At 73.3% G+C, this 13569-nt stretch carries 10 protein-coding genes and 1 pseudogene; 7 read left to right on the top strand and 4 right to left on the bottom strand.

The genetic code is table 11. The features are described 5' to 3' along the window. Positions 1 to 29 precede the first annotated feature (29 nt). The 3 genes from DMA15_RS04405 (at position 30) to DMA15_RS04415 (ending at position 2763) form a co-directional block, all read left to right on the top strand. Entirely contained in the window at positions 30 to 707 is a 678-nt protein-coding gene (locus tag DMA15_RS04405) for a uracil-DNA glycosylase (RefSeq protein WP_125511353.1), read from the top strand. Continuing rightward, the gene (locus DMA15_RS04410) at positions 704 to 1723 is read left to right on the top strand and encodes a BadF/BadG/BcrA/BcrD ATPase family protein (protein ID WP_240659673.1); all 1020 of its coding nucleotides are present in this window, start codon (positions 704 to 706) and stop codon (positions 1721 to 1723) included. Before DMA15_RS04405 ends, DMA15_RS04410 begins: the two co-directional genes overlap by 4 nt. 95 nt (positions 1724 to 1818) lie before the next feature. Then, positions 1819 to 2763 (top strand): hypothetical protein, encoded by a 945-nt coding sequence (locus DMA15_RS04415; RefSeq protein WP_125511354.1) that lies wholly within the window; start codon positions 1819 to 1821, stop codon positions 2761 to 2763. Between the two features lie 95 nt (positions 2764 to 2858). On the opposite strand, the gene DMA15_RS04420 is transcribed toward DMA15_RS04415, so the two are convergent. Both DMA15_RS04420 and DMA15_RS04425 read right to left on the bottom strand, forming a co-directional pair. After that, on the bottom strand, positions 2859 to 3896 hold the full coding sequence (locus DMA15_RS04420) for a lactonase family protein (RefSeq protein WP_125511355.1): 1038 nt from the start codon (positions 3894 to 3896) through the stop codon (positions 2859 to 2861). A 406-nt stretch (positions 3897 to 4302) separates the two neighbouring features. Continuing rightward, positions 4303 to 5814, bottom strand: a complete 1512-nt coding sequence (locus DMA15_RS04425; RefSeq protein WP_125511356.1) for an FUSC family protein — start codon at positions 5812 to 5814, stop codon at positions 4303 to 4305. 292 nt (positions 5815 to 6106) lie between these two features. On the opposite strand from DMA15_RS04425, the gene DMA15_RS04430 reads away from it, so the two are divergent. Next, positions 6107 to 7132, top strand: coding sequence for an HAD-IIA family hydrolase (locus DMA15_RS04430; RefSeq protein ID WP_125511357.1), 1026 nt, complete (start codon positions 6107 to 6109; stop codon positions 7130 to 7132). A gap of 27 nt (positions 7133 to 7159) precedes the next feature. On the opposite strand, the gene DMA15_RS04435 is transcribed toward DMA15_RS04430, so the two are convergent. Then, positions 7160 to 8101 carry a polysaccharide deacetylase gene (locus tag DMA15_RS04435; protein WP_125511358.1) on the bottom strand — a complete coding sequence of 314 codons (942 nt, stop codon included), beginning with the start codon at positions 8099 to 8101 and terminating at the stop codon, positions 7160 to 7162. Between the two features lie 250 nt (positions 8102 to 8351). Between DMA15_RS04435 and DMA15_RS04440 the strand changes: the two genes are divergently transcribed. Together DMA15_RS04440 and DMA15_RS04445 are read left to right on the top strand one after the other, a co-directional pair. Continuing rightward, complete coding sequence (locus DMA15_RS04440) at positions 8352 to 9572, top strand: M20 family metallopeptidase (RefSeq protein WP_125511359.1); 1221 nt, start codon at positions 8352 to 8354, stop codon at positions 9570 to 9572. Then, positions 9569 to 10093 (top strand): GNAT family N-acetyltransferase, encoded by a 525-nt coding sequence (locus DMA15_RS04445; protein WP_125511360.1) that lies wholly within the window; start codon positions 9569 to 9571, stop codon positions 10091 to 10093. The genes DMA15_RS04440 and DMA15_RS04445 overlap by 4 nt, the downstream gene beginning before the upstream one ends. A gap of 218 nt (positions 10094 to 10311) precedes the next feature. Here the strand turns inward: DMA15_RS04445 and DMA15_RS04450 are convergent, their stop codons facing one another. After that, positions 10312 to 11370 (bottom strand): hypothetical protein, encoded by a 1059-nt coding sequence (locus tag DMA15_RS04450; RefSeq protein WP_125517286.1) that lies wholly within the window; start codon positions 11368 to 11370, stop codon positions 10312 to 10314. Positions 11371 to 11791: 421 nt separating this feature from the next. Here DMA15_RS04450 and DMA15_RS04455 point away from each other — a divergent pair. Continuing rightward, a pseudogene (locus DMA15_RS04455) lies at positions 11792 to 13021 on the top strand (MFS transporter); the annotation flags it as partial. Positions 13022 to 13569: the final 548 nt, after the last annotated feature.

Consider the following 13569-nt stretch of genomic DNA (forward strand, 5'->3'; position numbering starts at 1 on the left):
CGCCGCCGCTACGGCAGTAGGGTGACGCCGTGGCACCACGACCCTTGCATGAGATCGTCGAAGCCGGCTGGGCCAAGGCCCTGGAGCCGGTGGCCGAACGGATCGCCGGGATGGGGGACTTCCTGCGCGCGGAGATCGCCGCGGGACGCACCTATCTCCCGGCGGGAGCGAACGTGCTGCGCGCGTTCCAGCAGCCCTTCGACGACGTCCGCGTCCTGATCGTCGGCCAGGACCCCTACCCCACGCCCGGTCACGCGGTGGGGCTCTCGTTCTCGGTCGCGCCCGACGTGCGGCCGCTGCCCGGCAGCCTCATCAACATCTACCGCGAGATGCACACCGACCTGGGCCTGCCCCCGCCGTCCAACGGCGACCTCACACCCTGGACCCAGCAGGGCGTCCTGCTCCTCAACAGGGCGCTCACCACGGCCCCGCGCAAGCCCGCAGCGCACCGCGGCAAGGGCTGGGAAGAGGTCACCGAGCAGGCGATCCGGGCACTGGCGGCGCGCGGGAAGCCGCTGGTGTCGATCCTGTGGGGGCGTGACGCGCGCAATCTGCGGCCGCTGCTCGGGCAGTTGCCGTCGGTGGAGTCCTCGCACCCCTCCCCCATGTCGGCGGACCGCGGCTTCTTCGGCTCGCGCCCCTTCAGCCGGGCCAACGACCTGCTGGTGCGGCAGGGGGCGCAGCCGGTGGACTGGCGGCTGCCGTGACCGGCGCGGCGCGGGCGCTCACCGGCGCGGCGTGGGTGCTCGGCGTCGACTCGGGGGGCTCGGGGCTGCGAGCGGCCCTCACCCCGGCGGACGGCACGCCCGGCCGGGGCCAGACGCTCTCGCCGGAGCCGGTCAGCTCCACGGAACCGGTGCGCACCGGGGCGCGTGGCATCGACGCCGGGCACTTCATGGAGTGCGTCCTGCCCCTGGCGAGGGCGTTGCTGGAGCGGGCGGGCGGCGGGCGGATCACGGCCGTCGCCATCGGCGCGACGGGAATGGCGACCCTCGGTGAGGAGCTGCGCGCCGAGCTGCCGTCCGCGCTCGAAGAGAGCCTGGGCGTACGGCGCCTGGCGCTCGCCGCCGACGCCGTCACCGCGTACGCGGGCGCGCTCGGCGAGCGCCCTGGAGCGGTCGTCGCCGCGGGCACCGGCATGATCGCGATCGGCACGGACCTCATGGCCTGGCGCCGCGCCGACGGGTGGGGCCATCTGCTCGGGGACTGCGGAGGCGGCGCCTGGATCGGCCGCGCGGGGCTCGAAGCGGCGCTGCGGGCGCACGACGGCAGGCGGGGCGGTTCCCCGGCGCTCCTCGCGCGCGCGGAGAAGTTGTTCGGGCCGCTGGCCGGGCTGCCGGGGCAGCTCTACCCCCGCGCCGACCGGCCCGCGGTCCTCGCCTCCTTCGCGCCCGAGGTGGCCGGCTGCGCGGCGCGGGACGCCGTGGCGTCCGGCATCCTGCGGGACGCGGCGCGCCACATCGCCGAGGCGGCCGCGGCCGTCTGCCCGCCGTCCGGGAGGTGCGAAGTCGCCCTCACCGGCGGCCTGTTCAAGATGGGCGAGCCGCTGCTCGCCCCGCTCCGCGAGGAGCTTGCCGGTCAACTGCCGCACGCACGGACGGTTCCCGCGGCCGGTGACCCGCTGGCCGGGGCCCTGCGCATGGCGGCCGATGCCGCCGGGGGCCGGTTGCGGCTGCCGCTCGACACGGGCCTGCTCTCCGTCCACGGAGAAGGCGACAGTTGACCTCTACGTAATTCATCAGACAAAAACGGACTTATACCGCCCACCCGTACCCTCCCCGAACAGCGGGGCTCCGCAAGCCAGTAGCATGCGGGCGCATGAGCTCCCCCACTGGGCCCGCATCCGGCCTGCCCGTACGAATGCCGCGCCCCCGTCAGCCGGGCCGGCACCGCCGTCCGGAGCCCGTCGCGGCTCCTGAGGGCGCGCCCGCACTGGTTCTCGCCGTGCCGGGCGCCCCCAGCACCACCACGCGCAGCCTCGCCGAGGAAGTCGTGAGCATCGCCCGCTCCGAGCTGCCCGGCCTCGACGCCAGAATCGGTTACGTCGACGGTGCGGAGGACGCCACCGTCACGTCCTTCCCCGAGTTCCCCTCGCTCAGCTCCGTGCTCGCGCACGCGAGCGCCGAGCGCGCCGCCCGCGTCGAGCGTGCCCGCGCCGCCGGTGCCGAGGTGGCCGAGCCCGACGGTCCCGTCGCCGTGGTCGTGCCGCTGCTCGCGGGCCCCGACAGCGCGCTGATGCGCCGCATCCGGCAGGCCGTCGTGGAGAGCCGCGCCGCCGCCGAGCTGACCGATGTGCTCGGCCCGCACCCGCTGCTCGCCGAGGCCCTGCACGTGCGCCTCTCGGAGGCCGGGCTCGCCCGCGCCGACCGCGCCCGCCTGTTCACCGTGGCCACCGCGGCGGACGGCATCGTCCTCGCCACGGTCGGCGGCGAGGAGGCGGTGCAGGCCGCCGGGATCACCGGCATGCTGCTCGCCGCGCGTCTCGCGGTGCCGGTGATGGCCGCCGCGCTCGACGAGGAGGGCGCCATCGCGGCCACCGCCGAGCAGCTGCGCGGTTCGGGCTCGGCCCAGCTGGCGCTCGCCCCGTACCTGATCGGCCCCGAGCTCGACGCGGGTCTGCTCGACGCGGCCGCGAAGGAGGCGGGCTGCTCGGTCGCCGAGCCGCTCGGCCCCTACCCGGCGATCGGCAAGCTGGCGCTCTCCAAGTACACGACGACGCTCGGCATCACCCCGCAGCAGCCCTCGGGCGCGCCGGTGCACTGAGCCGTTTTTCGTCCGTACGCCGATGGGCCCGCCCCGATGTGGGGGCGGGCCCGTTCGCGTACGTACCGTCCGCGTACGCGGCCGTGGGGGCCGCCTCAGTTGAAGATCACGCAGGAGGCGGCCGGTGCCTTGATCGAGCCGGACCTGCGCGGGATCCCCGTGCCGTGGTCGATCGTGAACCAGGTGACGTCGCCGGAGCGCTCATTGGCGGCGTACAGATGGCGCCCTGACGGATCGATGGCCAGGTCACGCGGCCAGTGCCCGCCGCACGGCACCGTGGCCGCCAGCCGCGGCGCCTCGCCCGCCTCGTCGAGCGCGAGGACCGAGATGACGTCCGCGCCGCGCGTGGCGGCCCACAGGAACCGCCCGTCGGGCGCCACGACGACCTCCGAGGGGAAGACGTCGCCGTCCGGGGCGTCGGCGAGGACCGCGACCTCGCTGAGCGGCTTGAGCGTGCCCTCGTCGGCGTCCCAGGCGCAGACGGTGAGTGTGGGGGTCAGCTCGTTGAGGACGTACGCGCGGTCGCCGCGCGGGTGGAAGGCCAGGTGACGCGGCCCGGAGCCGGGGCGCAGCGCCACCTCGCGGTGGAGCGTGAGCCCGCCCTCCCCGAGCACGCACACGCGCACGGAGTCCGTGCCGAGGTCCACGCTGACGGCCCAGCGGCCGCTCGGGTCCGCCACCACCTGGTGGGCGTGGGGGCCCTGCTGGCGCTGCGGGTGCGGTCCGGAGCCCGTGTGCCGCAGCTCGCCCGCCGGGGCGGCAAGGGTGCCGTCGGCGCGCAGCGGGACGGCGGTGACGCTGCCCGAGCGGTAGTTGGCGGTGAGGACGTGGCCGTCGTGGAGGGCGAGGTGGGTGGGTGCCGAGCCGACCGGCACGGGGCGGCCGGCGAGTTTCGGCTTGTCCCCTTCGAGCCGGTACGCGGCGAGGGCGCCGTCCGAGGTCTCGCTGACCGCGTAGAGCGTGTCGCCGGTGGGCGCCAGGGCGAGGTAGGACGGGTCGGCGACCGCGTCCGTGGCGCCGAGGACGGTGAGCGCGCCGGTGTCCTCGTCGACGGCCGCGGTGAGGACACCGAGGCCCCCGGCGGCGGTGAAGGATCCGATGTACGCCCGTCCGGCGCGGTTGCCGTCGCCCACTGCTGTCCCCTCTCGACCGGAGCGGCGCGTCCGTGGCGGCGCTCGTGCGGCCGACGCTAGCAGGGGGTCTAGACCAAGCGCGGGTGGCGGGCGCCGGGCGTACCGGCCGGGGCCGCCGTGTCGCGGGGCACGCGGGCGTGGAGCAGTCGTGTCACAGGTCACGCGGGAGAGGGGCGGCCGGTCGGAACAATCGGGTCCGGTCGGCCGTTCCTACAGGTGTGGCTGCGGAGGGGACAGTGTCCCCGGGCCTCACCTATAGCCCATGGGGACGATCGTTCGGCTGAAGCCCCATGGAGCCTTTCGCCGAGAGGCGACCGCCCTCCGCGTGCCGCCTTCGACGACCCCGGCTGGTCTCCCCCGTCCAGCCGGGGTCTTCTCATGTCCCGGCGCACTCGCCGGGTGGCGCTCAGGCCCCGATCAGCGGGGTGCGGGTCGGGCTGTGCAGGGGGTCGGCCAGCTCCGCGAGGGCCTTTTCCAGGCCGTGCAGATGGGCGAGCGCGGGCTCGACCACGGCGCCCTGCGGCACGGCGGCGGGCCGCACCTCCCGGCCGCGGGCGCCCTGTGCCGGGGCCGTCAGCGCCTCCACCGCGACCTCCACACGCCAGCAGGCGGCGGCGAGCCGGTCGTCGTGGGACGCCTCGGGGTCCGCGGCGATGGAGGCGAGGCCGCGGACCTGGCGGGCGCAGTCGTCGAGGAGCAGGAGCACCTGGCGTGCCCGTTCCTTGCGGGCGCGCAGCGGGCTGAGCGGGTGGACGAGCGGGGCGAGGGAGAGCCGTACCTTCCCCAGGAGCTGTTCCAGTTCGGCGACGCGGGGCGCGGGGTCGGCCGTCTCGGAGCCCGCGAGGCGAGCGGCCGCCTCCGCCGTGCAGGTGTGCACGCACCGCAGGGCGCGCTGGATCCAGGCGTTGGTGGTGGCGTGGGTGGTGACGGGCAGGACGAGCAGGACGGCGAGCGCGGCGCCGAGCGCCCCGACGCCGGTCTCGGCGACGCGCAGGGCGAGCAGGGCCGGGTTGAGGACGCCCAGGAGGCCGTAGAGGACCCCGGCCATCACCGTGACGGCGAGCATCATCCACGTGTAGGAGACGGCTGCCGTGTAGAAGATCCCGAAGACGCTGATCGCGACGATGATCGCCGAGGGCACGGGCGCGCCGTGCAGCGGGACGGCGACGACGAGGCCGAGGGCGATGCCGATCACGGTGCCGAGCACCCTGCGGAAGCCGCGGACCAGGGTCTCGCCGCTGGACGCGGTGTTCACGAAGACCCACCAGGTGGCGCCGACGGCCCAGTACCACCGCTCGTCGGAGAGCACCTGCCCCACGGCGAGCGCGAAGGCGCCGCCGGTGACGGCCTGGATCGCCTGGCGCGTGGTGGTGCGGGCGAGGCCGGTGCCGGCGGGCGCGGCGGGGATGACGGGGGGCGGCAGCCGGCGCTCGTAGCACCAGGCGGCGAACCGCACGGCCGAGGAGGCGCACAGCGACAGCAGGACGGCGGCGTACAGCTCGGGGAGCTGCGCGGGGACCGTGTGCAGGAACTGCGTGGCGAAGAACATCATGAACGCGAAGACGCCCAGCGAGTGCCCGCGCGGGCCCCACCGCCGCGCGTAGACCCCGGCGCCCATCACGGCGAGGAAGGCGACGTCGCGTGCGACGGGCACGTCGTGCAGCCCGGCGGCGAGAGCGAGAACCGGAAAGCCGACGACCGGGAGCAGGGCGGTGGTGGCCGCCTGGGCGCGTACGGTCGAGTCGGTCACGGTGAAGAGGGCGAGCAGCGCGGCGAGCCCGCCGGTGATCGCCGCCACCAGCGAATGCCCGGCCAGGCCGCACACCGCTACGGCCAGCGCGATGCCGAGGACGGCCCGCGACGCGAAGCGCAACCGCGTCCGCCCCGGATCCGGCGCCACGAACATCCTCTTCAGCACGGCTGTCCCGCCCCTTCCCTGAGCTGCCCAATATGTCCGCATGAAAAAGGCGCCACGGAAACCCGCAGCGCCATCGACAGACCCATCACACCATCCGGACACCCCATGGCTCAACCGGATGTGATCTGACTGTGCCAATGGCCCACCTCTTTTCACCCGCTCGGAGCTGCGGGAAGGCCAACGGATCACACCGGTGCCGCGCCCGCTCCCCAGTCGGGGGCATTGTGCGTCTTGTCCGCCCTTGTCATGATGGCGCCTGCCGAGCGGTCTCCGACTGACCCAGGACGGTGCCATGACCCGGCGGTTGGCCGTGGACGACGAACCCCTCCCTCTCTTGCTGGCACAGGAGTACGACGCCGCGCTCCTCGATCTCGACGGCGTCGTCTACGTGGGTCCGTACGCGGTGGAGCACGCCGCGCCGTCGCTCGCCCGCGCCGAGGCCCTCGGCATGCGTCTGGCCTACGTCACGAACAACGCCTACCGAACGCCCCTGGCGGTCTGCGAGCACCTGCGCGGGCTCGGTCTGCCTGCGGCGGAGGACGACGTCGTGACCTCGGCCCAGGCCGCCGCCCGCCTCGCCGCGGAGCTGCGGCCGCCGGTCGTGCGGGTCCTCGCCATCGGCGGCGAGGCGCTGCTGGCCGCGTTACGGGCGCACGGCCTGGAGCCCGTCCGTTCGGCCGACGACGAGCCCGACTGCGTCGTCCAGGGCTTCGCGCCGAGCGTCAGCTGGCGCGAACTGGCCGAGGCCTCGTACGCCGTGGGACGGGGGCTGCCCTGGATCGTCACCAACGCCGACCCGAACGCGCCCACGCACCGGGGCACGGCGCCGGGCAACGGCGCTCTCGCCGACGTGGTGCGGGCCGCCACCGGCGCCACCCCCATGGTCGCGGGCAAACCGTCCGCCGCGCTGCTGCGGGAGGGCGCCGCCCGGACCGGCGCCCGGCGCCCCCTGATGGTCGGCGACCGGCTGGACACCGATGTGGAGGGCGCGCGCAGAGCGGGGTTCGACAGCCTGCTGGTGCTCACCGGCGCCACCACGCCGCGGGAACTGCTCACCGCCCCCGAGTCCCGGCGCCCCACCCATGTGGCGGCCGACCTGCGCGGACTGCTGGCTCCCGCGCGCCACGTCGAGGAGGACGCCGGAGGTCATCGGTGCGGTGGCTGGCGGGGCAGGGTGCGCGACCGCGAACTGACGCTGACCGGGCGAGGGGACCCCGGGGACGCCTTGTGGGCGGCGTGCCGGGCCGCGTGGTCGGCGCCCGAACCCTTCTCCACGGCGACGGCCTTGGCGACGCTGGCCCGGTGCGCGCGGGTGTGACACGTACTCCCTGGGCGTCCAACCCGCTCACGCCGCGGGAAGGCCGTCACCTAGCGCCGCCTCCCGCCGCACATGGTCGGCGACCTGCGCGTGCGTCGCGTACCAGACGTCCTCGTGCCCGCAGACGTGCTCCAGCAGCTGCTGCAAGACGACGGCCCGTGACCGGTGGCCGATGACGTGCGGGTGCATGGTGATCTCGAACAGCCCGCCCTCGGCGTAGGCGGCGTCGAACTCGTCCTGCCACAGCCCCAGTACGTGGCGCGGCACCGTGTACGGGCGTACGGCGCTGTAGCGGTCCATGTTGAAGTAGACGGCGTCGTCCCGGATCCACTCGGGCGGTATCTCCACGAGCCCCGTCGGCTTCCCGTAGGAGAGGATCTCGTACGGGTCGTCGTCGGCCATCAGGGAGGAGTCGTACGACAGGCCGAGTTCGAGGGTGATGTCCAGCGTGTGCTCGCTGAAGTCCCAGGAGGGCGTGCGGATGCCCACCGGCCGCTGCCCGGTGATGCGTTCGAGAACGTCCGCGCAGCGGAAGGCCAGCTCCCGTTCGTCGCGGCGGCCGAGTTCCATGTTCCGCTCGTGGATCCAGCCGTGGATGGCGACCTCGTGACCGCTCTCCACGTACCCCCGGGCCTCCCCCGGGCGAAGGAGCGCGGAGACGGCCGGCATGAAGAACGTGGCGGGCACGGCATACCGTTCGAGCAGCCGGAGGATACGCGGAACGCCCACGCGGGCCCCGTACTCGCCCTGCGAGAGCTTCCCCGGCATCACCTCTCCGTCCCGCAGCGGAATCGTCTCGTGGTCGGGGTCGAAGGAGAACGCCACGGCGGCCCTGGCACCCTGCGGCCACCGGGCAGGCTTGAGGCCACGCCCGGCGCGCACCCGCTCGACATGCCCGCGCCACTCCTCCTCCGGCCACTGCCAGGGGGCCCGTGGTGCCGTCCCGTTCTCCGCGCCGGACTCGGTCATGGCCGTCCCTCGCTCCTTTGCACGGCTCGGTGGGTGAGCCATAGGGGTGAGCCCGGTGGGTGGGCCATACGAGCATGCCAGCGCCCCGCGCCTCGGACAGGAGCGCGAACAGGACAACGCCTCGCGGCAACACGCTGACCGAAACGCGGACTTCGGCGAAGAGGCCATCTGCCCGGGAGCCGGACGGTTTGCCTACTGTTGTGGCGTCCTGTTGTGGACCCGGCGTTGTTGTCGTGGAGGAGAGTCGCTCATGCGGAGCGGTGACGTGACCCTGGACGAGGCCCGGCGCTTCCTGCCCGACGCCGTGGCGTTACGCCGTTCCCTGCACGCCCGGCCGGAGATCGGCCTGCACCTGCCGCAGACCCAGCAACTCCTCCTGGAGGCGCTGGACGGGCTGGGCCTGGACGTGCGCACCGGCCGGCGGCTGTCCTCGGTGACCGCGACGCTCGACGGCCCGCGGGAGGGCCCGGTCGTCCTGCTGCGCGCGGACATGGACGCCCTGCCCCTGACCGAGGCCACCGGCCTCGATTTCGCCTCACGGGTCCCCGGTGCCATGCACGCCTGCGGCCACGACGCCCACATGGCCATGCTGGTCGCCGCGGCCCGGCTGCTCGCCGCGCGCCGCGACGATCTCGCCGGACGCGTGGTGTTCATGTTCCAGCCCGGCGAGGAGGGCCACCACGGCGCCCGCCACATGATCGACGAGGGTCTGCTCGCCGGGGACGGCCGCGAGGTGGGTGCCGCGTTCGCCCTGCACGTCATGCCGGGGCTGCCGAGCGGTGGCCTGTGGCTGCGTCCGGGCCCGCAGATGGCCGCCTCCGACAAGGTGCGCATCGTCGTCCGCGGCCGTGGCGGGCACGCCTCCTCGCCGCACACGGCGTGCGATCCCGTGCCCGTGGCCTGCGAAGTCGTCCTCGCCCTGCAGACGGCGGTGACCAGGACGGTCGGCGTCAGCGACCCGGCCGTCCTCACGGTCAGCACCCTCTCCGCGGGCTCGATGCCCGGCATCATCCCGGAGACGGTGGACCTCGCGGGGACCCTGCGCACCTTGTCGCGCGAGACACGCGCACAGGTGCACGAGACGATCGCCCGGGTCGCCCGAGGCGTGGCCGAGGCCCACGGGGCGACGGCGGAAGTATCGATCGAACAGGGCTATCCGGTGACCCGCAACGACCCGGCGTTCACCGACTTCGTGCTGCGTACGGCGGCGCGGGTGCTCGGCGCCGAGCACGTCCACGTACTGCCCGCTCCGGCGATGACCGCCGAGGACTTCTCCTACGTCCTGGACGCGGTACCGGGCGCCCTCGCCTTTCTGGGGGCGTGTCCGCCCGGACTCGAACCGGGGCACGCTCCCGCCCTGCACTCCGACCGGGCGGACATCGACGAGGACGCTCTCGCGGCGGGGATCGCCTGTCACGCGGCCGTGGCCCTGCACCGGCTCGGCGCCGCCACCGAGGAGCGTGTGTCATGAGTGACCTGCGGATCCGCCCCGCACGCCGCGACGAACTGGATCGCGTGGAGGGCCTGTGGCTGGAGGCGAGCCGCTGGCTCGCCTCCCAGGGGATCGACCAGTGGCAGTACCCGCCCCGGCGGTGGCGCATGGAGGGGGCCATCCTCGCCGGTGACTGCCATCTCGCCTTCCGGGACGGCCGACTGGTGGGGACGGTGACCGTGGAGCGGCAGGCCGACCTCGAATGGTGGGCGGACGACGAACCCGATTCGGCTCTGTACGTCCACGACCTGGTGGTGAGCAGAGTGGCCGCCGGGCAGTCGGTGGGCGCGCAGTTGCTGAAATGGGCGGGCCGGCTGGCAGCGCGGGGGGAGAAACCCTGGCTCAGGCTGGAGGCGTGGAAGTCCAACCACCTGCTGCACCGCTACTACCTGAACCAGGGGTTCGAGCTGCTGCGGATCGTCGATCTGCCGCACCGCAATTCCGGTGCGCTGTTCCAACGGCCCACAGGTGTCGCCGTCGCTCCAGGGCGCGAGGGGTGACGGCTCGCTCTTCGTACTGTCCCACTTGTTAACCCGTATTGATTCATCCGCGAGTTGACGGAGTAACGGGAGAGAGACTGGAGGGAGCAAGGCTTGTTCGCGACCGCAATGTGCCGCCGGGTGCCCGGAGGATCGGCCTCCGTTCGGCGGACGCGGTGCGCTCCACCATAAGGAGCCGTCTCATGGGGCATTCGTATCTCGACCGGCCGGCCGTGGTGTCAGAGGGACGCGGTGACTTTGCGGACCCGGTGGCGGTCCGTCTCGGCGATGATGAGGTCGCCCCCCTGTGTCACGCGCACGGCCCGTGGATAACGCAGCAGCGCTCCGGCGGCCGGGCCACGCTCCCGGTCGTCACCGGGAGGTCCGCCTGCCACCGTCGTGATGCTCCCGTCGGGCAGGACGACGCGGACGCACTCGTTGAGGGAATCGGCCACGTAGAGATTGCCCTCGCCGTCCAGGTCGACGCCGCGCGGCTGGTGGAGCGGGCTCTCGGCGGCCGGCAGAACACCGGCTTCGTACCCGGGTTTCCCCGTTCCCGCCACGGTGGTGACCAGGCCGTCGGGCGACACCACGCGCACCCGGTTCGACCAGCAGTCGGCGATGTACAGGCGGCCCGCGGCGTCCGTGACGAGGTCGATGGGGTGGTGCAGGTCGCTGTCGACGGCCCGTACGCCATCGGGCCCGAAGCCGGGTTCTCCGGTGCCCGCGACGGTGGTGATACGGCCGTCGGCGCTGATGGCGCGGACCCGGTGCCCTTTCCACTCGGCCACATAGAGAGTTCCCGCGCCGTCCAGGGCCAGCCCCCTGGGTTCGTTGAGCGTCGCCCGGACGGCCGGGCCCCCGTCCCCGCCGTACCCGGGCTCGCCGGTCCCCGCGACGGTGGTGATGGAGCCGTCCGGTGCGATCCTGCGCACCCGGTGGTTCCAGTAATCGGCGACGTACAGATGCCCCGCGGTGTCACAGACCAGGCCCCCGGGCTCGTTGAGCGCCGCCCTGGCGGCCGGGCCCCCGTCCCCGCCGTACCCGGGCTCGCCGGTCCCCGCGACGGTGGTGATGGAGCCGTCCGGTGCGATCCCGCGCACCCGGTGCCCTTTCCACTCGGCGACGTACAGAGTGCCCGACGCGTCGACGGCCAGGGCCCGGGGCTGGTTCAGCGCCGCCCGGACGGCCGGGCCGCCGTCTCCCCGTGAACCGGCCTCGCCGGTGCCCGCGAGGGTGAGGATGACACGGTCCGCGAGGTGCGCGGCCCCGGTGCCCGTACCTGTACTGCCCGTCATACCCGCCTCCTGGCCAAGCGTGGGAACGCAATTCCGCTGTGGATTCGAGCGATATCGCGGATCGTCGACTCACCGTAGAGACCGTTTGCCGGCATGGATAGAGAGCCCTTGATCAGGGTCGGGCGATTTCCGGTCACCGGCCGCACGGTTCCCGTCGACCGATTTTCGCTCACCGGTAGGAAAACAGAGGGGCCCTGGTGCAGTAGAGGGGCTGTCGTTAGAATTGGTGAAATCGTGCACAGGCCGTCTCAGGGACCGTTGATGATGCTCCAGAAGATATGACCCACCGCTCTCGATCATCGACGGAGCGGTCAGCGGTGTGACACCGAAGCGGAGTGGATGTCCCGCCGGTCATGCCGGATCGCCCGCACCCACTCGGCCCGGAGTACCACGCGTTCGCGGGCCATTCCCGGGGACTGGCATGAAAACTCTCCACGCATACCGCAGCTTTCCGCTCGCGGTACGGCTGCTGTTCGTCAATCAATTCGGGGTGGACATCGGGTTCTACCTCCTCATCCCTTTTCTGGTGACGTATCTCGGCCATGACCTCGGGCTTTCGGCCGCCCTGGTCGGGCTGATTCTCGGTGTGCGGAACCTCAGCCAGCAGGGCCTGTTCGTGCTCGGCGGCTCCGCGGCCGACAGACTCGGCCCCCGAGGCGTGATCATCTTCGGTTGCATGCTGCGCACGGTGGGGTTCGCGCTGTTCGCGGTCGGTTCCACCCTGCCGCTCCTGCTCGCCGCCTCCGCGCTGAGCGGTCTTGCCGGGGCGCTGTTCTATCCGGCGGTGCGGACCTTCCTCGCCCAGGAGGCCGGGCACCGCAGGGCCGAGGCCTTCGCGCTGCTCAACGTCTTCGCGACCGCCGGTTCGCTGCTGGGCCTGACCCTGGGCGGCGTGCTGCTCCTGGTCGACTTCCGCCTCTGCGCCCTCGTCGCCTCCGGGGTGTTCGCCGTGCTGTGCGTGGCCCAGATGTTCGCGCTGCCCGCGCGCCGGCCGCCCCGTCGCAGCACCACGGTCCGCAAGGACTGGCGGGAGGTCCTGGGCAACCGGACCTTCATCGCGTTCGCCGTGGCCATGGCAGGCATGACGAGCCTGGAGAACCAGGTCTATCTGCTGCTGCCCGAGGGAGCCCGCGCGGCGACCGGACGCGAGGAGGCGGCCGGCGCGGTGCTGGTGATCGGGGCGCTGGCCAACATGGTCTGGCAGCTGCGCGTCACCCGGGCGCTGGCACGGCGCGGCGGCGGCCCGGAGTGGATCACCCGCGGCATCGTCCTGACGGCGTTCGGTTTCGTGCCGCCGCTGCTGGTGTGCGCGGCCGGGACGCCGGACGACTGGGGCGCGGCGGTCCGGAACGCCTGCCCGGTGATCGCCGGGGCGCTGCTGGTCTATTTCGGCATCATGATCGTGCATCCCCTGGCGATGGAGTTGGTGCCACGGTTCGGCCCGGCCCGGTTGACCGGCACCTATTTCGGCATCTTCTACGTCTTCTCCGGGCTTGCCGCCGCCGGAGGCAACGCGCTCGTGGGCTGGACCCTGGACCTCGGCAGGCAGACCGGCCTGACCGTGCTGCCCTGGCTGTGCTGCCTGGGTCTCGGCCTGATCTCGGCGACGGCGGTCGCCTGGCTGCACCGCACACGCGCGCTCCCCGCCCCGGACGCGGCGCGGGTGCCACCGCAGCCGTCCGGGCACGACGGCGCCACCCGGCGGCGCACGCCCGGGAGCCGCCCGGACGGCTCACGGCGCTGCCCGTCGCCGTGCCCGCTCGCGCGCGGAAGGACCCGGGCCACGCCGTACGTGCCGCGCCACTGCACGACGGCTCGCCCGGTGCTCCGCTGCGGGCAACGCTGCTGCGGGAGGTGCTGCCGCCGCCCGAGGCACCGGGGCGCGTCCTGGTGGAGGTCGATGCCCTGGCGGCTCGGCCTGCGGCCCGGGTGCGGGTACTGCCGTGCGCCCGCGTCGGCCCGGCGGCGTACTTAGTGCGCCCTCCGGCGCCGACTGTCCGGCGGCACACCGAAAGCCCAGGAAAAACAGGGATCACCACGGCATCACTATTGGCATATGCCGTCAATGAATGGCCGTGACATCAAGATGTGGCGCATTCCATTCCTTGTGCCGCCGCGAACGTGGCCATAGCCTGGAAAAAGTCCGGCTCGGCGAGGCAGTGCTGCCACGGAGGTGTCTTGGAACTCTTTCCGGATCAG

The sequence above is a fragment of the Streptomyces sp. WAC 01529 genome (assembly GCF_003945545.1).
Classification (GTDB): Bacteria; Actinomycetota; Actinomycetes; order Streptomycetales; family Streptomycetaceae; genus Streptomyces; species Streptomyces anatolicus.